The sequence below is a fragment of the Streptomyces sp. NPDC033229 genome (assembly GCF_055576875.1).
The window spans coordinates 115,348-137,559 of the sequence record NZ_JBVIQR010000008.1 but is presented as its reverse complement, the minus strand read 5'-3'; the positions used below and the strand labels follow the sequence as shown (position 1 = coordinate 137,559).

The 22,212-nt window shown below is 68.9% G+C and carries 23 protein-coding genes; 9 read left to right on the top strand and 14 right to left on the bottom strand.

The window, feature by feature from the left end; genetic code table 11:
- From ACZ53N_RS10195 to ACZ53N_RS10175, 5 genes are all read right to left on the bottom strand, one after another.
- Positions 1 to 1,212, bottom strand: coding sequence for an RNA polymerase sigma factor (locus tag ACZ53N_RS10195; RefSeq protein ID WP_469140458.1), 1,212 nt, complete (start codon positions 1,210 to 1,212; stop codon positions 1 to 3).
- A gap of 319 nt (positions 1,213 to 1,531) precedes the next feature.
- Complete coding sequence (gene dnaG, locus ACZ53N_RS10190) at positions 1,532 to 3,436, bottom strand: DNA primase (protein WP_469140457.1); 1,905 nt, start codon at positions 3,434 to 3,436, stop codon at positions 1,532 to 1,534.
- Positions 3,437 to 3,476: 40 nt separating this feature from the next.
- Entirely contained in the window at positions 3,477 to 3,935 is a 459-nt protein-coding gene (locus tag ACZ53N_RS10185) for a GNAT family N-acetyltransferase (protein ID WP_469140456.1), read from the bottom strand.
- Between the two features lie 44 nt (positions 3,936 to 3,979).
- Positions 3,980 to 5,242 (bottom strand): NAD(P)/FAD-dependent oxidoreductase, encoded by a 1,263-nt coding sequence (locus ACZ53N_RS10180; protein ID WP_469140455.1) that lies wholly within the window; start codon positions 5,240 to 5,242, stop codon positions 3,980 to 3,982.
- Positions 5,243 to 5,448: 206 nt separating this feature from the next.
- The gene (locus ACZ53N_RS10175) at positions 5,449 to 6,792 is read right to left on the bottom strand and encodes a deoxyguanosinetriphosphate triphosphohydrolase (protein WP_469140454.1); all 1,344 of its coding nucleotides are present in this window, start codon (positions 6,790 to 6,792) and stop codon (positions 5,449 to 5,451) included.
- A gap of 248 nt (positions 6,793 to 7,040) precedes the next feature.
- On the opposite strand from ACZ53N_RS10175, the gene ACZ53N_RS10170 reads away from it, so the two are divergent.
- Positions 7,041 to 7,739: a SanA/YdcF family protein gene (locus tag ACZ53N_RS10170; protein ID WP_469140453.1), complete on the top strand. Its 699-nt coding sequence runs from the start codon at positions 7,041 to 7,043 to the stop codon at positions 7,737 to 7,739.
- A gap of 172 nt (positions 7,740 to 7,911) precedes the next feature.
- Here ACZ53N_RS10170 and ACZ53N_RS10165 read toward each other — a convergent pair whose 3' ends face one another.
- A complete protein-coding gene (locus tag ACZ53N_RS10165) occupies positions 7,912 to 8,907 on the bottom strand; it encodes an adenosine deaminase (protein WP_469140530.1) in 996 nt (331 codons plus the stop codon).
- Positions 8,908 to 9,123: 216 nt separating this feature from the next.
- Between ACZ53N_RS10165 and ACZ53N_RS10160 the strand changes: the two genes are divergently transcribed.
- Positions 9,124 to 9,987: an isocitrate lyase/PEP mutase family protein gene (locus ACZ53N_RS10160; protein ID WP_469140452.1), complete on the top strand. Its 864-nt coding sequence runs from the start codon at positions 9,124 to 9,126 to the stop codon at positions 9,985 to 9,987.
- A gap of 47 nt (positions 9,988 to 10,034) precedes the next feature.
- On the opposite strand, the gene ACZ53N_RS10155 is transcribed toward ACZ53N_RS10160, so the two are convergent.
- The 3 genes from ACZ53N_RS10155 to ACZ53N_RS10145 all read right to left on the bottom strand — a co-directional run bounded on the left by ACZ53N_RS10155 (position 10,035) and on the right by ACZ53N_RS10145 (position 12,361).
- A complete protein-coding gene (locus ACZ53N_RS10155; protein ID WP_469140451.1) occupies positions 10,035 to 10,766 on the bottom strand; it encodes a hypothetical protein in 732 nt (243 codons plus the stop codon).
- A gap of 164 nt (positions 10,767 to 10,930) precedes the next feature.
- The gene (locus ACZ53N_RS10150) at positions 10,931 to 11,875 is read right to left on the bottom strand and encodes a trypsin-like serine peptidase (RefSeq protein WP_469140450.1); all 945 of its coding nucleotides are present in this window, start codon (positions 11,873 to 11,875) and stop codon (positions 10,931 to 10,933) included.
- Positions 11,876 to 11,896: 21 nt separating this feature from the next.
- Entirely contained in the window at positions 11,897 to 12,361 is a 465-nt protein-coding gene (locus ACZ53N_RS10145) for an ATP-binding protein (RefSeq protein ID WP_469140449.1), read from the bottom strand.
- A gap of 209 nt (positions 12,362 to 12,570) precedes the next feature.
- Here ACZ53N_RS10145 and ACZ53N_RS10140 point away from each other — a divergent pair, with 209 nt between their 5' ends.
- The 4 genes from ACZ53N_RS10140 (at position 12,571) to ACZ53N_RS10125 (ending at position 16,052) form a co-directional block, all read left to right on the top strand.
- Positions 12,571 to 13,404: a helix-turn-helix domain-containing protein gene (locus ACZ53N_RS10140; RefSeq protein WP_469140529.1), complete on the top strand. Its 834-nt coding sequence runs from the start codon at positions 12,571 to 12,573 to the stop codon at positions 13,402 to 13,404.
- The gene (locus ACZ53N_RS10135) at positions 13,405 to 13,599 is read left to right on the top strand and encodes a DUF397 domain-containing protein (protein ID WP_469140448.1); all 195 of its coding nucleotides are present in this window, start codon (positions 13,405 to 13,407) and stop codon (positions 13,597 to 13,599) included.
- A 148-nt stretch (positions 13,600 to 13,747) separates the two neighbouring features.
- On the top strand, positions 13,748 to 14,917 hold the full coding sequence (locus ACZ53N_RS10130) for a hypothetical protein (RefSeq protein WP_469140447.1): 1,170 nt from the start codon (positions 13,748 to 13,750) through the stop codon (positions 14,915 to 14,917).
- Between the two features lie 229 nt (positions 14,918 to 15,146).
- Entirely contained in the window at positions 15,147 to 16,052 is a 906-nt protein-coding gene (locus tag ACZ53N_RS10125) for a hypothetical protein (RefSeq protein ID WP_469140446.1), read from the top strand.
- A 27-nt stretch (positions 16,053 to 16,079) separates the two neighbouring features.
- Here ACZ53N_RS10125 and ACZ53N_RS10120 read toward each other — a convergent pair whose 3' ends face one another.
- From ACZ53N_RS10120 to ACZ53N_RS10105, 4 genes are all read right to left on the bottom strand, one after another.
- The gene (locus tag ACZ53N_RS10120; RefSeq protein WP_469140445.1) at positions 16,080 to 17,003 is read right to left on the bottom strand and encodes an aminoglycoside phosphotransferase family protein; all 924 of its coding nucleotides are present in this window, start codon (positions 17,001 to 17,003) and stop codon (positions 16,080 to 16,082) included.
- A 36-nt stretch (positions 17,004 to 17,039) separates the two neighbouring features.
- Positions 17,040 to 17,858 carry a tyrosinase MelC2 gene (gene melC2 / locus ACZ53N_RS10115; protein WP_469140444.1) on the bottom strand — a complete coding sequence of 273 codons (819 nt, stop codon included), beginning with the start codon at positions 17,856 to 17,858 and terminating at the stop codon, positions 17,040 to 17,042.
- Positions 17,859 to 17,897: 39 nt separating this feature from the next.
- Positions 17,898 to 18,314, bottom strand: coding sequence for an apotyrosinase chaperone MelC1 (melC1, locus tag ACZ53N_RS10110; protein ID WP_469140443.1), 417 nt, complete (start codon positions 18,312 to 18,314; stop codon positions 17,898 to 17,900).
- A 466-nt stretch (positions 18,315 to 18,780) separates the two neighbouring features.
- Positions 18,781 to 19,383, bottom strand: coding sequence for a hypothetical protein (locus ACZ53N_RS10105; protein WP_469140442.1), 603 nt, complete (start codon positions 19,381 to 19,383; stop codon positions 18,781 to 18,783).
- Between the two features lie 376 nt (positions 19,384 to 19,759).
- On the opposite strand from ACZ53N_RS10105, the gene ACZ53N_RS10100 reads away from it, so the two are divergent.
- Entirely contained in the window at positions 19,760 to 20,611 is an 852-nt protein-coding gene (locus tag ACZ53N_RS10100) for an LLM class flavin-dependent oxidoreductase (RefSeq protein ID WP_469140441.1), read from the top strand.
- Between the two features lie 28 nt (positions 20,612 to 20,639).
- Here the strand turns inward: ACZ53N_RS10100 and ACZ53N_RS10095 are convergent, their stop codons facing one another.
- A complete protein-coding gene (locus ACZ53N_RS10095) occupies positions 20,640 to 21,068 on the bottom strand; it encodes a hypothetical protein (RefSeq protein ID WP_469140440.1) in 429 nt (142 codons plus the stop codon).
- Between the two features lie 592 nt (positions 21,069 to 21,660).
- Between ACZ53N_RS10095 and ACZ53N_RS10090 the strand changes: the two genes are divergently transcribed.
- Positions 21,661 to 21,900: an HYD1 signature containing ADP-ribosyltransferase family protein gene (locus ACZ53N_RS10090; protein WP_469140439.1), complete on the top strand. Its 240-nt coding sequence runs from the start codon at positions 21,661 to 21,663 to the stop codon at positions 21,898 to 21,900.
- A 2-nt stretch (positions 21,901 to 21,902) separates the two neighbouring features.
- A complete protein-coding gene (locus ACZ53N_RS10085; RefSeq protein WP_469140438.1) occupies positions 21,903 to 22,184 on the top strand; it encodes a DUF6881 domain-containing protein in 282 nt (93 codons plus the stop codon).
- The last annotated feature ends 28 nt before the right edge of the window (positions 22,185 to 22,212 follow it).

Genomic DNA, 22,212 nt, shown 5'->3' with positions numbered 1-22,212 from the left:
TCAGTCCAGGTAGCCCCGGAGCTGGTCGGCGAAGGCGTGGTCGCGGAGCTTGTTGAGGGTCTTGGACTCGATCTGGCGGATGCGTTCGCGGGTGACGCCGAAGATCCGGCCGATCTCCTCCAGGGTGCGGGGACGGCCGTCCATCAGTCCGTAACGCAGCTGCACGACCTTGCGCTCGCGCTCGCCCAGCGTGGACAGGACGGCTTCGAGATGCTCGCGCAGCAGCAGGAACGCGGCCGATTCGACGGGGGACGTGGCGTCGCCGTCCTCGATCAGATCGCCGAGCGCGACGTCGTCCTCCTCGCCCACCGGGGCGTGCAGCGAGACGGGTTCCTGGGCGAGCCGCAGGACTTCGCTGACCCGCTCCTCGGAGAGGTCGAGATAGGCGGCGACCTCCTCGGCGGTGGGCTCGTATCCACGCTCCTGGAGCATCCGGCGCTGGACCCGCACCACGCGGTTGATCAACTCCACGACGTGGACGGGGACCCGGATCGTCCGGGCCTGGTCGGCCAGCGCCCGGGACATGGCCTGGCGGATCCACCAGGTGGCGTACGTCGAGAACTTGTAGCCCCGCGCGTAGTCGAACTTCTCAACGGCCCTGATGAGCCCGAGGTTTCCCTCCTGCACGAGATCGAGCATGGTCAGCCCGCGGCCGATGTAGCGCTTGGCCACGGAGACGACGAGGCGCAGGTTCGCCTCGATGAGCCGGCGCTTGGCCATCCGGCCGAGGACCACCAACCGGTCGAGGTCGAGGGCCAGTTGGGAGTCGAGGTCGGGGGTGCTGCCGAGCTTCTCCTCGGCGAAGAGCCCGGCTTCGACGCGGCGGGCCAGCTCCACCTCCTCGGCGGCGGAGAGCAGCGGGATGCGGCCGATCTCGCGGAGGTACTGACGGAAGAGGTCGGAGGAGGGGCCGCCGGTGTCGGCGGCCCGCACCGCCGGCTCCGGGGCCGGCTCGTCGGCGAAGCTCTCGGACGCGGGTGGCTCGGACTGCCGTGGCACGGCCGGGGCCGGTTCGGCCGGGGCCTGGGGCAGGGTCGTGGTCCGGGTCTGCACGGGGGCGACCTCCAGGGTGATCGCTGCCGATTCGGGGGCGGCATGCGCAGGAGGGACGGAGACGGCCGGGCCGCCGTCCGTCCCGGGGATCAAGAGCGACTTCGCGAAGGGCTCCGGGTCCAGTCGCCCGGACCTGCCGCGCTCCGAGGACTCAGGCACCGCCCACCAGTGTGGGGTACGACACAGCTCCGCTACGAGGGGCGTGCGGGGACTTTTTGAGCCCGCACGGTGACCGGTCGATTACTGAACGGATCCCTGCGACGGCCTCCGGCAGTTCTTCGACCACCGGCCCCGTCTTGCCGCCTGCGGCGGCCTGGCTTGATATGGCTGGGCTCAGCCAAACCAGCCCGTCCGGCGTTTGAGGACGACCGCCGCGCAACGGTGGTGCCGACGGCCTCCGGCGGTTCTTCGACCACCGGCCCGTCTCGCCGCCTGCGGCGGCCGGGCTCGATGTGGCTGGGCAGCCGACACCACAGCGCTAGAGCGCAGACGCTCCGCGATCCTTGAGCGAGCGCCCGTACTGCTCGAGCACCCACAGCTCGTTCTGCACGGCGGCCACCTGCTCCGGGGCCGCCTGCGGGCCCAGGCGGACGAGGCTGCCCTGGACTTCCTCGATGCGGCGCTCGACCGCTCGCAGGCGGACCTGGACGAGCTGCACGCCCGCGTAGATCTCGTCCACGTTCTTGTTGTGGATGGCCTCCACGGCCAGCTCGGTGACCATGGCCCGCACCGTGTCGTCGGGGGCGACCTCGCGGACCCGGGCGAGGTAGTCCTCGGCGGCCTGGGTGACTCCCCCAGCCTGCTCGATGGCGCGGCGCACGGCGACGTACGGCGGGGCGGTGAATTCGTCCTCGCCGTAGGCGTCGAAGGCGGGGGCGACCAGCTCCGGGCGCTGGAGGGCGAGCTTCAGCAGCTCGCGCTCCGTGCGGTGGGCGGGGCTGCGCAGGTTCAGCGCGGGGCCGCCGCGCGCGGGGGTCTGCTGGGGGGCGGCGGGCGCGGCGCGGTGCTGCCGGGCCCCGCCCTGCCCCTCGCCGGGGCGGACGCCCCGCTCGCGGGCCCAGCGGGCGAGCTGGCCCACGCGGCGGACGACGAACTGCGTGTCGAGGATGCCGAGCATGCCCGCGAGCTGCACGGCGTACTCGTGCTGGATGGAACCGTTCTTGATGTTCGCGACGATGGGCGCTGCGGCTTCGAGGGCCGCGGCCCGGCCCTCGGCGGTGTCCAGGTTGTGCCGGGCGACGACCTGCCGGATGGCGAACGCGAAGAGCGGGGTGCGGGTGTCCACCAGGGCCTGGACGGCCGCGTCGCCCTGGGCGAGGCGCAGCTCGCAGGGGTCCATGCCGCCGGGGGTGATCGCGATGGATGTCTCGGCGGCGAACTTCTGGTCGTCCTCGAAGGCGCGCAGGGCCGCCTTCTGCCCGGCCGCGTCGCCGTCGAAGGTGAAGACGACCTCCGCGCCGGAGTTGTCCATCAGCAGCCGGCGCAGGATCTTGATGTGGTCGCCCGCGAACGCGGTACCGCAGGTGGCGATGGCGGTGGTGACCCCGGCCAGGTGGCAGGCCATGACGTCGGTGTAGCCCTCGACGACGACGGCGCGGCTGGTCTTGGCGATGTCCTTCTTGGCGAGGTCGATGCCGTAGAGGACGTGGGATTTCTTGTAGAGCGGGGTCTCGGGGGTGTTGAGGTACTTCGGGCCGTTGTCGTCGTCGCGGAGCTTGCGGGCGCCGAAGCCGATGACCTCGCCGGTGATGTCGCGGATGGGCCACATCAGCCGGCCGCGGAAGCGGTCGATGGGCCGGCCGTTGCGGCTGTCCTGGGCGAGGCCGGAGAGGATCAGCTCCTTGTCGCTGAATCCCTTGCCGCGCAGGAAGCGGGTGAGGTGGTCCCAGCCGGCCGGGGCGTAGCCGACGCCGAAGTGCTGGGCGGCGGCCTGGTCGAAGCCGCGGCTCGCGAGGAACGCGCGGCCGATCTCGGCCTCGGGACTGTCGAGCTGCTCGACGTAGAACTTCGCGGCGTGCTTGTGCGCCTCGACGAGGCGGATGCGCTCGCCCTGCTGGCGGCCGGGGGTGTAGCCGCCCTCCTCGTACCGCAGGGTGATGCCGGCGAGGCCCGCGAGGCGCTCGATGGTCTCGGCGAAGGAGAGGTGGTCGATCTTCATGACGAAGTCGACGGTGTCCCCGCCCTCCTGGCAGCCGAAGCAGTAGAAGAGTCCCTTGGCGGGGCTGACCTGGAACGACGGGGACTTCTCGTCGTGGAAGGGGCACAGGCCCTTGAGGTTTCCGCCGCCCGCGTTGCGCAACTGGAGGTACTCGGAAACGACGGCGTCGATCGGGACCGCGTCCCGGACCGCCTTCACGTCGTCATCGTTGATCCTGCCTGCCACGCCGTGAATTCTACGGCCGGGGTACGACAGTCCGGACCGCTCACCCCGGGAGCTTGATCGTGAAGAGGTAGTGCGGGCCGACCGACTCCACGACGAACTCCTCGCCGGTGACGGTGAAGCCCTGGTGCTCGTAGAAGCCCCGGGCGGAGGTGCGGCCGTTGCACCAGACGAGACCGGCGCCGCGGGCGGCGGCCTGGTCCAGCCCGGCCCGCAGGACGGCGACGCCGTAGCCGAGACCCCGGACGGCCGGATCGCTGGCCATGCCCCGGAAGCGAAAGGCGGCGTCCCCGGCCTCTCCGGGGAGCGCCTCCGGGAAGAAGCTGACACACGCCCGTACCGCCCCCCGCTCGTCGTACGCCGCGATGTGGAAGGTGTCCGGGGCGGCATCCTCCGCGAAGACCGCGGCCTCCGCGGGCAGGCCCGGCCGCAGCACCGACCGGCGCAGCTCGAAGATCTCCGCCACGGGTACCACGGCCGTACGGGCCGGTGAGGTCGTCATACGGATCACGCTACGTCCGGCGGGGCGCCGCGTGGAAGCCGCACCTACGGAAGCAGTGACTCCAAGGAGGTGCCCGGGTCGGCGAGGGCGTCCGGGTCGAGCCGGTGGCCGGAGCGGATCAGCTTCTGGATGGTGTCCGTGACGTCCCACACATTGACGTTCATCCCGGCGAGCAGCCGGCCCTCCGCCAGCCAGAAGGCGATGAACTCGCGCTTGCCGACGTCACCGCGGCACACGACCTGGTCGTACGAGCCGGGGGGCGCGTAGCCGGAGTACTCCAGGCCCACGTCGTACTGGTCGGAGAAGAAGTAGGGCACCCGGTCGTACGACACCTCCTGGCCCAGCATGGCGCGGGCGGCGGCGGGGCCCTCGTGGAGGGCGTTGGCCCAGTGCTCGACGCGCAGCCGGGTGCCGAGCCACGGGTGCTCGGCGGCCGCGACATCACCGGCGGCGAAGATGTCGGGGTCGGAGGTGCGCAGCGAGGCGTCGACGGCGATGCCGCCGCCGTCGGCCCGGTCGACAAGGGCGAGGCCCGCGGCTTCGGCGAGGACGGTGCGCGGGGCGGCGCCGATCGCGGCGAGGACGTCGTGGGCGGGGTGCTCCTCGCCGTCGTCGGTGCGGGCGGCCAGGACCATGCCGTCGTGGCCGGCGATCTCGGTGAGGCGGGCCCCGAAGTGGAAGCGGACGCCGCGTTCGGAGTGCAGATCGGTGAACAGCTGGCCCAGCTCGGGGCCGAGGACGGTGTGCAGCGGGGTGGGCTCGGACTCCACGACGGTCACCTCGGCGCCGTAACTGCGGGCTGCGGCCGCCACTTCGAGGCCGATCCAGCCCGCGCCGGCGATGACGAGGTGGCCGTTGTCGCGGCCGAGAGAGGCGAGGACGCCGCGCAGCAGCTCGGCGTGGGCGAGGCGGCGCAGATGGTGCACGCCCGCGAGGCCGGTGCCGGGGATGTCGAGCCGGCGGGGTTCGGCACCGGTGGCCAGCAGCAGCCGGTCGTAGTGGATCCGGGTGCCGTCGCCGAGGCGCACGGACTTGGCCTCGCGGTCGAGGTGGACGGCGGGCAGGCCGAGGTGCAGCTCCACGTCGGCCTGGGCGTACCAGCCGGGTTCGTGGACGAAGACGCTCTCGCGCTCGTCCTTGCCGATGAGGTAGCCCTTGGAGAGCGGCGGCCGCTCGTAGGGGTGGTCGCGCTCGTCACAGATGAGGATCACCCGCCCGGTGAAGCCCTCCGACCGGAGGGTCTCGGCGGCCTTCGCCCCGGCCAGGCCCCCTCCGACGATGACGAACGTCTGGTGTGCGTCGACCACTTGCTGCCTCCTCGATGCCACGCAGAACGTCTGCGTTAACCGCCCCCGGTCGTAAAATCAGCAGTGCCGAGCGTCCCGCACGGAGCCTGCCGCCGGAAGAGGGAGTACCCCGGACGGGTCAGACCCCGATCTCAGCCCGTCCGGCGTTCGAGGACCGGGGTCCGGGGCGGAGCCCCGGGAGAGGGACAGCACCCCGGCCCCACGGGTCACATCCGCGGCCTCGCCGCAGGCCGCCCCGCCGCGAGGCGAGCCCGCAGAGAGCGGGCCGAGGCGTCGGTGAGCGCGGCGATCTGGTCGATGACGGCACGCAGCCGCCCCGCGTCGTCGTCGGCCTCGGCGAACAGGGAACGGAATTGCGGGTCGAGCCCGTCGGGCGCGCGGGCGATGAGCGCCTCGGCCAGCTCGGCGATGACGATCCGCTGGTCGGCGCGGAGCTTCTCCTGGTCCTCGCGCTGGATGACGTAGCGGTCGGCGACGGCTTTCAGCACGGCGCACTCCAGACGGGTCTCGCGGGGCACGACCAGCTCCGCGTGGTAGCGGGTCAGCCGGCCCGGCCCGAAGGCGGCGCGGGTGGCGGACTCGGCGGCGAGGCAGAAGCGGCCGATGAGCTGGCTGGTGGCGTCCTTGAGGCGGGCCTGGGCGACGGCCGAGCCGTCGTAGCCGTGCGGCCACCACTCCTGGTCGAGGAGGCGGTCGAGGGCCTCGGCCAGCGCGGCCTCGTCGGCTCCGGGGGCGTAGCGGCCGGCGGCCACGGCGAACACCTCGCGGCGCTCGGGGTCGGCCTGGAGCATGTTGGGGTCGAGGTGGCCGGCGTGCAGCCCGTCCTCCACGTCGTGCACGGAGTAGGCGACGTCGTCGGCCCAGTCCATGACCTGGGCCTCGAAGCTCTTGCGGTGCTCGGGAGCGCCCTGCCGGAACCACTCGAAGACGGGGACGTCGTCGGCGTAGACCCCGAACTTCCGGGAACCCGGGTCGGTGGGGTGCCCGCCGCGCGGCCAGGGGTACTTGGTGGCGGCATCGAGGGCGGCGCGGGTGAGGTTGAGGCCGACGCTCACCAGCCGTCCGGTCGGGGCGCCGCCGAGTGTCTCCGGCACGAAGCGCTTGGGTTCGAGGCGGGCGAGGAGGCGCAGCGACTGGGCGTTGCCCTCGAAGCCGCCGCAGGCCTCGGCGACTTCGTTGAGCGCCTGTTCGCCGTTGTGCCCGAAGGGCGGGTGGCCGAGGTCGTGGGCCAGACAGGCGACCTCGACCAGGTCGGGGTCGCAGCCGAGGGCGGCTCCGAGCTCTCTGCCCACCTGGGCGCACTCGAGGGAGTGCGTGAGGCGCGTACGGGGGCTGGCGTCCCAGGCCTGACCGCTGACGCCCGGCGTGACGACCTGGGTCTTGCCCGCGAGGCGGCGCAGCGCGGCGGAGTGCAGCACCCGCGCACGGTCGCGCTGGAAGGCGGTGCGACCAGGGCGTTTGTCGGGCTCGGTGGCCCATCGCTCCAGGTCCGGCGCGTCGTATCCGGCGATGCCGGGCTTTTCCGTTGCGGTCCGTGCTGTGCCGTTCATACTCCGACCGTAGCCGCCGGGGGTGACAGCCGCGTCTGCGTCTGGCCGCGCCAGAGGCCACCTTCGACTGCGGGCGCGTCCTCAATCGCCGGACGGGCTGATGTCGGCTGAGGCCAGCCAAAACCAGCCCGTCCGGCGCTTGAGGACACCGCCGCGCAGCGGTGGTGCACCCCCGGACGGGACGCCCGCCGACGGGAACCGCACCGAAAGCCGGGGCGTTGAGGCTTTGGCGAACGGGGGACAACGACATGAGGTTGGCGCGAAATCTGCGGCAGCGCCTGCGCTTGCCGACGACCAGACGCGGGCGTCGGCGCGCGCTGTGGGCCGTGGTGGCGGGCTGTGTGCTGGCATTGCTGCCCGTCACATGGGTGTACGCGGCGGCAGAGCCACGGCTGCGGGAGGTGCGCGACGTGCCGTCGGCGCCGGTCGCGATGGTCTTCGGCGCGGGCCTGTGGAAGGGCAAGCCGTCCCCGTACCTGGCGCACCGCCTGGACGCGGCGATCGAGCTGTACCGCGCGGGCAAGGTCCGGGTGATCCTGGTGACGGGTGACAACGGTCGCACGGAGTACGACGAGCCGGACGCGATGCGCCGCTATCTGACCGCTCACGGGGTGCCGGACAACCGGGTCGTCAGCGACTACGCCGGCTTCGACACCTGGGACTCCTGCGCCCGCGCCAAGCGGATATTCGGGGTGGACCGGGCCGTGCTGATCAGCCAGGGCTTCCACATCCGCCGCGCGCTGGCGCTGTGCGGGGCGGCGGGCATCGACGCGTACGGCGTCGGGGTCGACGCCGTGCACGACGTCACCTGGTACGGGGGCGGGGCCCGTGAGGTCCTCGCCGCGGGCAAGGCCGCGCTGGACGCGGTCGTCCGCCCGAGCCCCACGTTCCTGGGCCCCCACGAGCCGGGTGTCGAGCGGGCCCTGTCGGCCGCGGAGCGGGAGTAGGGGGCTCAGCCCGTAAAAGCCCGTCCGGCGTTTGAGGAAACCCCCCGCCAACGGATCACGGTCCGGCTGGGCTCAGCCAAAACCAGCCCGTCCGGCGTTTGAGGACGCGCCCGCAGGGCGCCCCCGCCGCAGGCGGCAAGACGGCCCGCAGCCGAAGCCCCGCCGGCCAGGCCTACGCGGCCGGCCGGCCATACGCCTCGACTTCCTTCAAATACAGCTCGCGCGTCTCGTCGTCGAGGAACGCGGCCCGGAAGGAGTTCCGGGCAAGGACGCGCAGCGTCTCGACGTCGAGATCGAGAGCGTCGCGCACAGCCGCGAAGTTGTCGTCCGCGTAGCCGCCGAAATAGGCGGGGTCGTCGGAGTTGACCGTCACCAACAGCCCGGCGTCGAGCATGGCGCGCAGCGGATGGTCGGCCAGCCGCTCGATGACGCGCAGCCGTACGTTCGACAGCGGACAGAGCGTCAACGGCACCTGGTCGGCGACCAGTCGGGCCACCAGCGCGTCGTCCTCCATGGCGCGCACCCCGTGGTCGATCCGGTCGACGCCGAGGAGGTCGAGCGCCTCCCAGACGTACTCCGGCGGGCCCTCCTCCCCCGCGTGGGCCACGCACTTGAGCCCGGCCTCGCGGGCGAGCGCGTACACCTCGCGGAACTTCGACGGCGGGTTGCCGACCTCCGCCGAGTCCAGTCCGACGGCCGCGATCCGGTGCAGATGGGGGCGGGCGGCCTCGAAGGTCGCGAGCGCGGATTCCGCACTCTCGTCACGCAGGAAACACATGATCAGTCGCGTGCTGATGCCGTACTTCGCCGGGGCGGCGTCGAGCGCGCGCGTGAGGCCCTCGATGACGGTGCCGATCTCCACACCGCGCGCGGTGTGGGCCTGCGGGTCGAAGAAGATCTCGGCGTGCCGCACGCCCTGCGCCCGCGCGCGGGCCAGATAGGCGTCGGCGAGGTCGGCGAAGTCGTCCTCGGTACGCAGCACGGCCATCAGCGCGTAGTAGAGGTCCAGGAACGACTGGAGGTCGGAGAAGGAGTAGGCGGCTCGCAGCTCGTCCTGCGAGGCGTACGGCAGCTCGACGCCGTTGCGCGTGGCGAGCGCGAAGGCCAGCTCGGGCTCCAGCGTGCCCTCGATGTGGAGGTGCAGTTCTGCTTTGGGTATCGGGGGCAGCGACACGGTGGGACCTGTTTCCTGTTCTGTTCCTGTCCGGGGGTGCCCTGCCAGCGTAAACCTGCAAGGGCCACCCACGGCCCCACACTCTTGTTCTCTTTTTACATATTCGACCACAAAATGGGAGTGCGGGCCGGTTTGCACCACCTGAGGCTCGGAAAGCATCCGCGCGTAGCCGCCTCGGCTGCCTGTGCGAACCCACCGCAAGGAGAAGACATGCTGCACGGAAACGCCTTACGTGAAGCGATCGCGGCTCCCCGGACCATGCCCCTACTCGGAATCTACGATATGTACTCCGCCTCGCTGGCGGCTCGCTACTACGACGGCTTCTTCGTATCCGGATTCGGTTTCGCCGCCTCCCATTACGGCCTCCCGGATATCGGCTTCATCGCCTGGCCGGACATCCTGGCCTTCACCGAACGACTGCGCGCGGCCTTCCCCGGCCACCATCTGCTGGTGGACATCGACGACGGTTTCGGCGACCCGGAGGTCGCCTGCCACGTCGTGCGGAGACTGGAGCGGGCGGGCGCCTCCGGGGTGATCCTGGAGGACCAGAAGCGTCCCCGCCGGTGCGGGCACGTGGACGGCAAGCTGATCCTGCCGCTGGACGAGTACCTGGAAAAGCTGAACAGGGTCCTCGACAGCAGACAGGAACTGGTCGTCGTGGCCCGTACGGACGCCACCGAGGAAGCCGAGATCATGCGCCGGGCGGCGGCGCTGGCGGAAACCGCGGCGGACGTCGTCCTGGTCGACGGGGTGAGAAGCGTCGAAAGCATTCATAAGATTCGTTCGGTCGTCGGCACCAAACCGTTGCTGTTCAACCAGATCGCAGGTGGCAAATCACCGCGTCTCTCCCTGTCGGAACTCGCGGAACTGGGCGTGGACGTCGCCATCTACAGCACTCCCTGTCTGTTCGCCGCGCACCACGCGATCGACAGCGCCCTGGCGGAGCTGAGGAAGACGGACGGACGACTGCCGGACCCCGAATTGACCGAGACGATCGGCGTCGGGGAGGCCACGGAACTCCTGACGAAGAACATCAGCCGGCACCACCCGACCCGACTGCCGTTGGCGACGTGAGCGGTGTGGGAAGCCGCCTCGGCATGCCATGGAAAGCACCCCGCCTGTCACTTCCCCGGGAGCCGGAGAGTCGTGCACGCGGGCCCACGCTCCGCGCGGGCCTGGCAGATTTCCTCCGTGTCCTTGCCGCCTGCGTTGAGGGCCGTGATCGCGACGCCGACCGCCCGGGCCGGCGGTGAGATCGGCAGGGCGATCCGCTGCTCGACCACACCCTTGTCGTTCGGCCGCAGCGAGCTCTCGTAGAGGTCGGAATCTGCGAGCGGCTCCCCCCGGGCGTCCACCGACTCGACGTACACGGCAAGGCTCGCCCACGTCTCGACACCGTCGGCATGCACGTCGAAGCTCAATTTCAGATCGGATCGTGGCCCTTCGAGCTTGACGTCGATGATCGTCGGCCGCCCGTTCCCATCGGCGGCCTTGGCCGCGCCGATCACCGCCACACTCAGGGAAACCATGTAGAAGACCACCCCGAGGACGAGCACGGCGGTCTCCCACACGTTGCCCCGCCGCGTGGGGTGGATGAGCAACGCCACGATGCTGCACACGATGGCGATGATGGCGCAGAGCGAGGCCACGTAGATGGGCCACGATTCGTTGTTGAGGGCGACGAACACGAACTCACTGTTGAGCCCGAGTGCGGTCATCACCCCGGCCACGGCGACCAGGGCACCGGCCAGGATCTTGGCGACGTCGTCCAGCCGTTTGCCGATCCTGGCCTGGATCTCCTCCGACGCCGGGAGGGGACCGTGCCCGCCGCCCTTGTCCTTCAACCCGTCCATGCAGCCCTCCTCGCCGAGGGGCCAGTGGACACCGGGGGGCACGTACGAAGAGGTCAGCGACGCTCGGCAGTGGCCCGAACGGCGCAGTGGCAGCACCTGGCGGCCACTGCCGGGCGCCGATCCGTACGCTCCTTCTGTGACACGGCGAGGCAGGTTTCCGACCCTCAGGAGCGGCGTGGCTCGCGGCCGTTGATCGCGTCCAGGTAGAGCTTGAAAATCTCTTCGTCGTTGATCGGGCTGTACGAGAGCTGATCGCTGTCGTCACCGTCCGGACCGCCGCCGTTGAGCCCGCCGAGCACCCCGATCAGCTCGCCCGTCTTCGTCTTCTCGTTGAAGTGAGCAAGCCAGGGGCTCCCTGACGTGCCCGAGTAGAAGCCGTCACAGCGGATCCGCAGCTGCTTGTGGTCATCGAGCCGGGACGTCAGGGTTGTGCAACGAATGGCCTGGTCGGCGGGGTCGTCATCGGAGTTCGGATAGCCGATGACGGTCACCCGGTTGACGTACCCGGGCGTCCGGGTCAGCCGGTTCGCGCCCGTCACGCGCTCGATCTGCCGCCCCCTGCCGTCGGGCTTGACGGTGGCGAAGGCGAAATCCAGATCGGAGCCGTCGCCGTAGTCCTCACGTCTGGGATCGACGAACGTACGGTCCACCGCCCACACCCCGTAGGGCTGGGTGTCCTTGCCGCGCTGGTAGTCCGGCACGAAGGCCGCGTCCTCACCGACCGAACAGTGCCCGGCGGTGATCAGCAGATTCCCCTTGGGGCTGTGCACCACGCTGGCTGTGCAGTGGTGGTCCTTCATGTCCTCGCCGACGTAGAACAGCACCCCCACCGACGGAACCCCGTCGAAGTGCCGCGCGCTCCCCGTGATCCGTTGCGCGGGTGACTCGGCGTCGTCGTCCTCACCGTCCCCGGCCGTCGTCGACGCGGACATCCGCGAGGGCCCCCAGAACCGCTGGGCCTCCTCGCTCGACCAATCGCCGTCCCGCCCGTGCCCACCGGCCCCATGAGGCACGGCAGCGGCCAGCGCGACGACATACAGCCCCGCGAGCACGGCCCGAACCCACGGACCACGGCTCCACCGGGAGAAACGCACAAGAACCCCCACCACGTCAGGAAGGTAATCGACAGGCTAACCGCATCCGCCAAGATCCAACTCGCACCAGACCGTCTTTCCCACGGTCCGCCGAGCCACTCCCCAGCGCGTGGCCAGCGTACGAATGATCAACAAACCCCTGCCGAATTCGTCCTCCGGCGTGGCGTGCCGTGGCCTGGGGAGGGTCTCGCCCCGGGCGTCGGAGACGGCGATCCGCAGCGTGGCCTCCGGCCTGGTGACGGCTTCCGGGACGGCCTCGGTGACAGCCTCGGTGACCGTCAGCTCCACCTGGAAGAGCCGCCCTCGCAGGCGCCCGTGCCGCACGGCGTTGCCCGCCAGCTCGGACAGCAGAACGGCGGCGTCGTCGGCGGCCTCGGGATACCCCCAGACATCGACGAGACGGGCGGTGTGGCGGCGGGCGATGGTGACGCACTGAAGGCTGGACGGGTAGCTCATGCGGTCGTACTGGAGGGGGCTGGGGAGTTCCTCGGGAGCGAGCATTTTCGGTCTCCTCCGGGCGTGGGGGATCGGCGCGCGTGGCTGATTTGCGTGGCGCGATCGGTTCGTTACGGACGGTAGGACCGCGCCCGGCCAGTCCGCAACCTCCTCCCAGGAAATATCCTCCGAACCAGGTTGCGAGCGCGGGCGGCGCGGCACCAAACTGGGCGCGCAACGCCCACGAGGAGCGATACGTGACAGTCAGTCAGCCCATGCAGGGCAACAGCACGTCGACCGTTTTGGGCCGCAGACTCGGCGGCGAACTCATCAAGCTCCGGACAGCGGCGGGCATGACTCAGCCGCAGGCGGCGAAGGTGCTGAGCGCGTCCACCACGAAGGTCGCGAAGATGGAACGCGGCTGGGTCCCGATACGGGACCCGGACATCAGGGCGCTGTGCGAGCTGTACGGGGTGAGCGAGCCGACGGTGGTCGGCGGGCTGCTGGAGTTGGCCCGGATCGATCGCGAGCGACGCAAGGTCAAGGGCTGGTGGAACGACCTTCCGTTCGTCGCCCCGATCAAGGAGTACATCGCACTGGAGAGCGTCGCGACTTCCATCAAGACATGGCAGGTGTCCTACGTCCCTGGCCTACTGCAAACCCCTGGATACGTGCGTGCGCTACGGCCGGACGAGCAGTTCGTGGCTGCACGGTTGGAACGTCAACGACGGTTGGACGACTGTCCCCCGCTCGCCCTCTGGGCCGTCGTGCACGAAGCCGCGCTACGGTGCCTTGTAGGCGGGGCCGACGTGATGGGAGACCAGTTGAACTACTTGGTCGATGTCTCGAGAAAGCCGAATATCACCCTCCAAGTGCTGCCGTTCCGTGCAGGTGCCCACCGAGCCCTGGGCGCCGCATTCAACGTCGTCTCGTTCGCCGACCCCGGGGCCATGGATGTGGTGTTCATGGAGGTACCGCTGACCCAGCGGTGGGCCGAGGGCGGCGAGGAAGCAGCGCAGCACTCCGCCCTCTTCGTCGACGTCGCCGCGCAAGCCTTGAGCCCGGCCGAAACCCGTTCATTCATCAGCTCCTTGTCAGAGGAACTGTAAGTGCTGCCAATATTCCAGTTCCGTAAGTCGAGCTTCAGCAATGACGAAGCCGAGTGCGTAGAGATAGCCACCAACGTCCCCGACGTCGTGGCGATACGCGACTCCAAGGTGCCCGGAGGGTCGATCATCCGGCTCGCCCCAGCCTCCTGGGGCACCTTCCGCACAGCTCTGCTGAACGGCACGTTCAACCGATGAGCGCCGCGTCGGCGGCCAGGGCGGCCCGAACACCCGAAGCCGCAGGATGCACCCGCGGCGGAGACGTGTCAGGCTTGCTATAGCGGTCCGCGGTCCGCTCCGGTCTCGCAGCCGTCAGGGGAAGCGAAGAGACGAACGGAGCACGGCCATGGGCGAGATTCTGGTCAGTACGACCACCAGTGGGATCCAGTTCCAACCGTCCGTCGACTCAGTGCGTGGAACGCAGTTCGTGGCCATGTGGGCGGACGGGAGTGACGCCTGCGTCAAGGGCCAGAACCTGGGACACACGGGGGCCAAGCTCGGCGAACAGTTCCAGGTCAACGAGTCGACGCCGCCCGGTGGCAACACCAACCGGCAGTGGCCGACATTTGAACCCGCGGGATTCTCCTCATTCGCGGTGTGGAGGGAAGAGGCGTTCAACCCCCCTCCCGGCCCCCGGCTCAAGCTGCGACGACTCGTCGACGGGCAACCGTCGGGGGCCGAAATACAGGTCAATGGCAGTGACATCGACACGAAGACCCGACCGTCCGTCACGAACATGGTCGACGGCGGCTGCCTCGTCACCTGGGCGGGTGCCGGCTCGGACCAGCGCATCCGTGCCCAGCGTTTCAATTCCGAGGGCGCAAAGGCCGGCTCGGAGTTCACGGTCAATACCACTGCGGGGTTCCATGAGAACCCGGCCGTGACGGTCCTGACGGGCGGGAATTACGTCATCGCTTGGACGTCCGACCCTTCGGCGGTTGGAGGCGGCCGCCTCACGTTCAGGGTCTTCGACTTCGAAGGAACTCCTCAAGGAGGCGAGATCCAGCCGAACGCATCCGGGTTCAGGGGTGACAACGCGATAACCCTGCTCGACAACGGACGGTTCGTCGTCGCGCACGTCGACAGCATCGGCCCCAGCGATCTCGGTGTCGATCAGACCACCGTGGAAGTCAGCGTCTACGACCCGAACGGAGACGGCAGCGAGATCACCAGCGTGACCGCGGGCCAGCCGATGGACTTCAACCGTTCGAGCCCGGCCCTCGCATCGTTGCCGGGTGGGCGCTTCCTGCTCGCCTGGGTGGAGAAGAGCGCGACCACCTTCTCCACCGTCCCCACCGTCATGGCGAAGATGTGTTCCGACACCGCACTTTCCCTCAGCGATAAAGTGCAGGTCAGTGGGGCGACGACCGGTAATCGCTTCCATGTCTGCGCCGCGGCGGCCTTCGGGGAGGAAGGCGAATCGGTCTTCATCGCGTGGGCGGACGAGGACAGTACGTCGGACATCGCGGTGCGAGGCCGAGCCTTCACCGTCACCTCCTCGGGAGGACTGGAGTAGGCCTCGAACAGGGCGCCACCCTTAAGGGCGACGCGATTTCGGACACCCGGAGTCGGTGATCAACGCAGCTGATCTTGCGCTGAGTTGATGGGCCTCACACCTTCTGCTAGAACATCGGCCTCAGGTAGCGGAAGAACCGGGGGAAACGATGACCGAACCTCCACCTTCGGCGGAGCCGACCGGCGGACCGGACCAGGAAACCCCGCGTTGGAAGAAGACGGTCAAGGTCATGGCCGTGATCGGCGGCTTAAGCGCCTTGGTCGGGGTGCCCGGAGTGATTCTCGGCCTCTGGTACCAGGACCGCAGCACCAAGTCCGGCGAGGACTCAGTGAAGATCGCGCGGGAAGCGGAAGACCGGGAGAAGGGGGAGGTGGAAGAGGACAAGAAGAAGGAGGCGGGCCCGCCGATCGCGAGCGTGGCGGGGGCCCCTGCCTTCTACGGTTCACGTTTCGCCTTCCCCGATCGGACCACCGATCTGAGGGAAGGAAAATCAGCCCTCTACGGCACGCAGGCGTACTCGACATGGTTTGAAAAGAACCGCGTCGCTCCCGTCGGCATGGCCGCGACCAGGGTCACCCTGTCACCGCTCCACGAGGGAACCGTCGTGGTCCAGAACATGCGGCTCTCCGGTCTTAAGTGCCAGCCGACACGGTACGCGGGCACCGCCGTCGTTCCGCCGCCGATCGGGGACGGCGGGGAGGAAATCCCGCCCACGGAGATCGCCTTCGATCTCACGGAGCCCGTCCCCCGGCCGAGACAAAGCGAGGGGAGGGTCGACTCCGACCCGGCCGCGAAGGCGGAAGTCTGGCGGGCCAAGGGAAACGCCTTCTCGAAGGGCATCTACCTCGACGGCGGGAAGCAGGCCGATGCCCGCTCCTTCGACCTCTACTTCTTCACGGGAAACAAAGACTGTGAATTCGGGGTCGAGGTCAACGTCACCAGCGGAACGAGTGACGGGTGGTACCCCGTAAAGCTGGGCGGTGGGGCCAAGATGAGGGTGGCCGGCCAGGCGCAACGCTACGAGTCCGTTGTCACGCCGAAGAAAGATGCCGACGTGGCGGACCCCGTCCAGAGCGAGCTTCACGGCCCGGGGAACCCCTTCCAGCCCGTCAAGCTGGAGAAGGGCCCGTTCTGAACCGGCTCCTCCGTCTTCGCTAAGGGGTCACCGCTTCAGCAGCGCTTCCCCGATAGCGACGGACGACGGGGCGAGCGCGGTCTCACCGTCGCTGATGTCCCATAGGGAGTTCTGCAGCAGCCGCCCCAGCGTCCAACCGGTCGCCCGTGCGCGGTCCAGGCCGAGGGCCTCGGTGAGCAGGTCGAAGCGGCGCCCCACGATGCGCGGAGTGTCGCCCTTCGCGACGACGTCGTCCCACCGGCTGTCGAGCGCGGGCCACAGGTCGAAGCCGGGATCCCCGGCGAGCGGCTCGGGGTCGATGGCGAGCCACGGCTCGCGCGACGCGGCGAGCACGTTGTCGTAGTGCAGGTCCCAGTGCAGTAGCCGGTCGCCGGGTTCGTCGATCAGCTCGGCCACCGCTGACGCCCAGCCGCGTAGGAGCTGCCGTTCTGCCGGGTCGGCCAGCGCCGTGACCGCTTGCGGAACCTGTTCCAGCATCTCGTTGGCGATGACTTTGAGGCTGCGCAGCCCCTGCGGCGCGGGGACGCGGACCAGCCGGGCCAGAAGCCCGGCCAGGATGCCCATCGCAGCATCGTCGTCCTCGACCGATTCCAGCGTGCGGGCACCGTCCAGCCGCTCCAGGAGCATGGTGCCGCTGTCGGGATCGTGGTCGAGCAGTCGTACGATCCCCTCACCGTTCCAGGTGCGCAGCCCGATGAGCGCGGCGGTTGTCTCCTCCCTGGGCATCTGGAGCCTGAGGACCGCGCGCGTGCCGTCCTTGCCCGACACCGGCAACACCAGCGAGGCTTCCCCCGCTCCGGCCACGCCGTCCCGTTTCAGCTCCCAGCGGTCCAGGAATTCTGCGGCGAGAGCCGGCAGCGCGGTGATCCAGGCCGTCCCCTGCTCGCCGAAGCCTCTGGCGTACGACGACGCCAGGGATTGCGGGACCTCGACAGCCTTCACCACGCTCATACCGACTTCCTCTCAGCCCGCCAAGCCCCCGCCTGGTCAGCGGTAGGTATAGAACTTCGTGTGGTCGAGCATGTCTTCCGGCGTGACGTCGTTCCAGGGCTTCATCGTGTCGCGGAGGCCGATCACATTGCGCGGGGCCGAGACGGGCACGTAGCCGGAGGAGGGGTGCAGCCTCTGCCAGTCGGCCCACAGCTTGTCGATGAAACAGTGATGCAGCCAGAAGACCGGATCGTTCGGTGAGGCCCCGCTGGTCATCTGACCGCCGACCCAGACGTGGACCCGGTTGTGCAGGTTGGGGCCGCGCCATCCCTCGACGTGGTTGCGGAATCCCTCGGACCTGCTGTTCCAAGGGGCGGCGTCATACGTGGGCATGGCCAGCACGGCGTCCACCTCGGCCCGGGTGGGGAGTTCGCGGGTGCCGACGCCGAGCGCCCGCCGTAAGAAGGTCCTGCCGTCGACCCGTATGTTCATGGGCCAATTACCGCCTCCGAAGGCGAACGCACCGGAGGTGACCCGCCCGTCTCCGCTGCGACCGTCACCGCCGAGGAACGTGTCCGCCCACAGCGAGCTGCTGGGCGAACGGTCCACCGTCCAGTCCCAGTAGGGCAGCATGACGGAGGGATTGACGGCCTGGAGCGCCCGCTCGAACTGGATCAGGAACCGGCGATGCCAGGGCAGGAACGACGGTGAACGGTGTCCCGTTCGCTCGCCGTCGTCGGTGTCACTCATGATGAAGGCGTTGTGCGTGGTGATGAACTCGTCGTAGCGGCCCTGGCGCTTGAGTGCGAGGACGGCGTCGATGAAATTCCGCTTCTCGGTGGCCGACAGGTCTGCCTGATTCTTGCGGTCTGCCATGGCGACGGATCCTTTCGGTGAGGGGTGCCGAGCGCGATGTCAGACGGCGAGGGGCACGAGTGATGCTCCGTTGAGGTCCCGTACGGCGGCGCGGGCCACGTCGCGGGGCGTGGGGTGCGTCTCGTAGTGGTCGATCACGCTGATCCAGGTGCCGTCGGCGTTCTGCATCACGTGCAGATCGTCGTTGTCGATGCGGACGACGAACTCGACGAGGCCGTGACTGTCGGCTCCGCCATGACCGGAATGGCCGCCATGACCGTCCTCGGCGGGCCAGCCTTTGATGTGCCGGCCGAGATACGTCTCGTCGAATGCAGCCGGCACGTCGGCGGCGCGCGGGGCATTCAGGGTCTGGGACGAGGCATTCGCAGTGGCGACGGCGGTCTGACCGGCGAGCGCGGTACCGGCCGCCACCAGCAGGGACCGTCGAACCATGTCGCGTCGGGTGAGACGTTGCACGGTCTCTCCTCTCGTCTGCCCACCACGGGCGGAGCCCGCAGCAGGAACGTTTCTTCAAGAGGCGGAACGCGATCGTCCCGTCCGCCTGTGCCGCCACATGCTGGCAGCGGCGGACGATCTCGCAGAGGGGCCCGGACGGGTGTGGGTCATGAAGAGGCCAACTCCGCCTGGGTAGTGCATCGTTCAAGGGCGGAGATCTTCTCGGAAAGTCTGCCGTCGACCCGGAGCAGATGGAAACTCGAGCCGAAATACGGCTTCCACCCGCAGATCTTCCAGTGGGTAGCTGCCGAACGGCATCCTGGTCCAGACCGCAACTCGGCCCAAATGCGGGCGCATTGCTCGAGTGGCGGGGTAGACGGTGTGGTTTTGGCACGGCGCGGCACGGCGCGGCCGCCCGGGCCCACACAGTGGGGCCCGGCCGTGTTCCGGCCGGGCCCCACTGTTCCCCCCTTGCGATCGGCGACGATCAGCCCTTCGTCTTCGTCGCCTTGGCGGCTTCTCGTGACGGCATCCAGTGGTGGACCTTGAAGTTGCCCTTCTCCAGGGTTTCGAAGGGGGCGCTGCCCTGGCAGGGGCCGACACTCTTCTCCGGCAGCCCGTCGAGCGCCCAGCTATAACCCAGCCGATCCTTCTTGCCGTCGTCCAGCACGGTGAAGCCGAACCGTTTGCCCTTTAGATCCCCCACCTGCGGCAGACCGGGAGCGGCCTCGAAGTGCGACTCGGTCACGACGCCCGTGGCCACGGCGACCGGCCCACCGGTGATCAGACAGTCGATACGGCCCTTGAAATAGCCGCCCCAGTCCTTGCCCATGTGGTGGCTGACGTAGAACGTGCCGCGCGCCTTCTCGGCGAAGCCGTGAGCGTTGAAGGAGAAGTGCACGTCGTCACCCGGCTTGCGCTTGAGCTTGGCGGACCCGGTGAGCGAGGGCTCGTCCGGTGTCTGCCGGGCGGCGGCCCGGGTGTCGCTCCCGGCCGCTGCGGCCGGGCCGCTCGCACCCGAGGTCAGCACGGCGGCCGCGCACACGGCAAGGGCGGCGGCGGAACCAAAGGGACGGCGAACACGGGACATTGCTTCCTCCTGGATGAGCGGCGCCAGCGACGTGCTGATCACCTCCCACCACGATGCCGTCCGTGCCGACACCCACACATCACACCAGAGGCGGGCCCCACTCCGCCGCGCGGCGGAGCGTCGGCGATACACGGGACGGATAACCGCCCGTCCCGCCCACGTAAGGGAGGTCTCGGTCGTTCGGCCAACGACCAGTGCCCAGGGGCGCGTGCCAGAAAAGGCGTTGCTCACGCCGGGCTGACCGCGTTACGGTGACCGCACTCTAAAGATCACGCTCTCTGGAACCACGTCGCAGAACGGGAGCGAGCCCGCGCACATGCGCGGAGCCACGGAGGGGCGGCACCTGATTCGGCATGCCCTCCGGAGGATCCTTCCCATGAACATCGGCCTTGGCCTTCCCATTGACGACCCCGCATTGCTGTTGAGCTGGGCGCAACGTGCCGACGCCGGCCCGTTCAGCACGCTCGGCCTGCTGGACCGGCTTGTCTTCGACAACCCCGAGCCCCTCATCACCCTTGCGACCCTCGCCGGTGCCACGTCCCGCATCCGCCTCCAGACCGAGGTGCTGCTCGCGCCCGTCCACAACACCGCGATCCTCGCGAAGCAGACAGCGACCCTCGACCGCTTGTCGGGCGGCCGCTTCACGCTCGGCATCGGCGTCGGCGGTCGCGAGGACGACTGCCTGGCCGCAGGCATCGACATCCGCCGTCGGGGCCGCCGCCTCGACGAGCAGATGCCCCTACTGCGTCGGACCTGGACCGGCGAGCCGTACGGCGAAGGTGTCGGGCCCATCGGTCCTGTGCCCTCGACACCTGGCGGCCCGGAAGTACTGTTCGGGGGCTTCTCTCCGGCCGCGATCGAGCGGGTCGGCCGCTTCGGGGACGGCTTCCTCGGTGCCGCGCTGCCACCGCAGTTCATGGCCGATCTGTTCCGCAGCGTCGAGGCGGTCTGGGAAAAGTACGACCGCCCTGGCAGCCCGCGCCTGGTAGCCCAGGTGAACGTCGCCCTTGGCCCGCAGAGCACGGTGGAGCAGGCCCGGCGTACCATCCGCAGCTACTACGACTTCACCGGTCGCGCGGACCATGTGGCCAACGGTCTTCTCACGACACCGCAGGAGATCCGCGACGCGGCCGCGGCCTTTGCGGGCATCGGCGCCGACGAGGTCATCCTCTACTGCTGGTCCTCGGACATCGACCAGGTCGACCGCCTCGCTGACGCTCTCTTCTAAGGCTCCCGGCGGGTCGCGTGAGGCCGGTTCACTTCACGGTCACCGTGACGCGCCAAGGCGAGATGACCAAGGGACAGATACTGCCCGGATCGGGGCGGCAACGGCGAGGCGCACTGAGGGTGACCCTGCCGGCCTTTTCCCCGTGGAAGGTCACTGTCGCATCGCCGGCCGGCGTGCTACCGCCCGAGGTCCGTCGAAGCACCGTGGGCTCGCTGGACTGCGGCACGGCCCAGCTGGAGTTGAGCCCCCGTTCCCGGTAATGGGTGAGGCGGACCTCGATGTCATCACCCGTGCTCGCGGACACGGACCGGCCGCTGTCCGCGTTCGTGAGCACGATGCGCTTGGCCGGCAGAAGCGACATCTGGCCGTCAGCGGCCGCGGGCGCTGCCGCTGACGCCATGACGGCCACCAAGGCCAGCCCCACGCACGATGGAGCCGCAGACCACTTCGTTCCCATCCGAATGTCCCTCCCGACGGCAACAACAGGCCTATTCTTCCGGCCGGTTCGACGGTTCAGCGAAAGCTGCGTCCCAAACCACCCGACCGAGGGTCGTGGCGGCCAGGTGGTTCCTACTTCCCGCACTGGAACGGTGGCCACGGGACGCCGTTAGCGGTGAGTTGGGACCTGTGGGGAGTAAGAGCTGTGCCGAGAATGCATGGTTGGCGGCGCTGCTGCCGCAGGCTGATCACGCGACAGTGCCCCGAGTCATTCGGCGCAGGAACCCGCGCCCGTCGTCACACTCGCGGACGGCGCGGCGGCTTCCGGGAACCTCGGCGGCAAAACACAAATCGCAGGCAAGGCCGACAAGGGCAAAGAGCATAAGGTTATGAAAGGTGAAGAACCTCACGGAGAGTAGCATTTATCACGTGGTCAGAACGACTCACCTCAAGGCCTGTTTCCTGCTCGGCGCCGACGACCGGGCGCAGAGACGGTGGAGAACATAGACGCCCACATCACATAGTCCGACGGAACCATGTGAAGCGCAACGTTTCCAACACCTGCGGAAATTTCGCGCATCCTGATTCGATGGGCTGATACCGGCGAACACTTGGGCGGACATTATTTCCAGTGCTGTGGCCCCCCCGACACCAAGCCCGGATCGAAGACTGACGGGCAAGTCTCCGCAGCGTTCTTGCGCGTACCGCGGGCTGGGCGCAAGTACACGCACTACATCGAAATAGACGTCAGGGGGCTAGAGGTGGTCCAGGGAAGACCGGGGGTCTTCGTCATACCAAACAATAGGCCACTCGACGTGTCTGGTCGCATTCGGAACCCTGGAAGGAACTAGCAGTGAAATACGTCAAGGTCGCATGGGGCCACATCATCCCTGACGACCCGATCCTCTTCCTCAGCGAGCTCGGCGAGGATGGTTACGAGACCCGCAAAGTCCAAATCTATCGGGATGGGCGATCCGAATGGGCTGACCAGGGCCACGAGGACGGTAGTGCAGGACTTTCAGAGATTCCCTTTCCACCCCTTGAGGAAATCTCCAGCCAGCCAGAGTTGAGAGCGGAATTGATTAGCCGAGGAGAATTCGAGCAGGCATGGTATAACGCGCATGCCAATTTCTGACAGGCGTTGACGTGTCGTCTAGGTGTCT

Coding starts and splice junctions, on each gene's coding strand:
- ACZ53N_RS10145 (WP_469140449.1), bottom strand. CDS start 12,361: ATGCTCGCTCCCGAGGAACTCCCCAGCCCCCTCCAGTACGACCGCATG.
- ACZ53N_RS10100 (WP_469140441.1), top strand. CDS start 19,760: ATGAACATCGGCCTTGGCCTTCCCATTGACGACCCCGCATTGCTGTTG.
- ACZ53N_RS10175 (WP_469140454.1), bottom strand. CDS start 6,792: ATGAACGGCACAGCACGGACCGCAACGGAAAAGCCCGGCATCGCCGGA.
- ACZ53N_RS10170 (WP_469140453.1), top strand. CDS start 7,041: ATGAGGTTGGCGCGAAATCTGCGGCAGCGCCTGCGCTTGCCGACGACC.
- ACZ53N_RS10105 (WP_469140442.1), bottom strand. CDS start 19,383: ATGTCCCGTGTTCGCCGTCCCTTTGGTTCCGCCGCCGCCCTTGCCGTG.
- ACZ53N_RS10155 (WP_469140451.1), bottom strand. CDS start 10,766: ATGGACGGGTTGAAGGACAAGGGCGGCGGGCACGGTCCCCTCCCGGCG.
- ACZ53N_RS10125 (WP_469140446.1), top strand. CDS start 15,147: ATGGCCGTGATCGGCGGCTTAAGCGCCTTGGTCGGGGTGCCCGGAGTG.
- ACZ53N_RS10140 (WP_469140529.1), top strand. CDS start 12,571: ATGCAGGGCAACAGCACGTCGACCGTTTTGGGCCGCAGACTCGGCGGC.
- ACZ53N_RS10095 (WP_469140440.1), bottom strand. CDS start 21,068: ATGGGAACGAAGTGGTCTGCGGCTCCATCGTGCGTGGGGCTGGCCTTG.
- melC2 (WP_469140444.1), bottom strand. CDS start 17,858: ATGGCAGACCGCAAGAATCAGGCAGACCTGTCGGCCACCGAGAAGCGG.
- ACZ53N_RS10185 (WP_469140456.1), bottom strand. CDS start 3,935: ATGACGACCTCACCGGCCCGTACGGCCGTGGTACCCGTGGCGGAGATC.
- ACZ53N_RS10120 (WP_469140445.1), bottom strand. CDS start 17,003: ATGAGCGTGGTGAAGGCTGTCGAGGTCCCGCAATCCCTGGCGTCGTCG.
- ACZ53N_RS10160 (WP_469140452.1), top strand. CDS start 9,124: ATGCTGCACGGAAACGCCTTACGTGAAGCGATCGCGGCTCCCCGGACC.
- ACZ53N_RS10130 (WP_469140447.1), top strand. CDS start 13,748: ATGGGCGAGATTCTGGTCAGTACGACCACCAGTGGGATCCAGTTCCAA.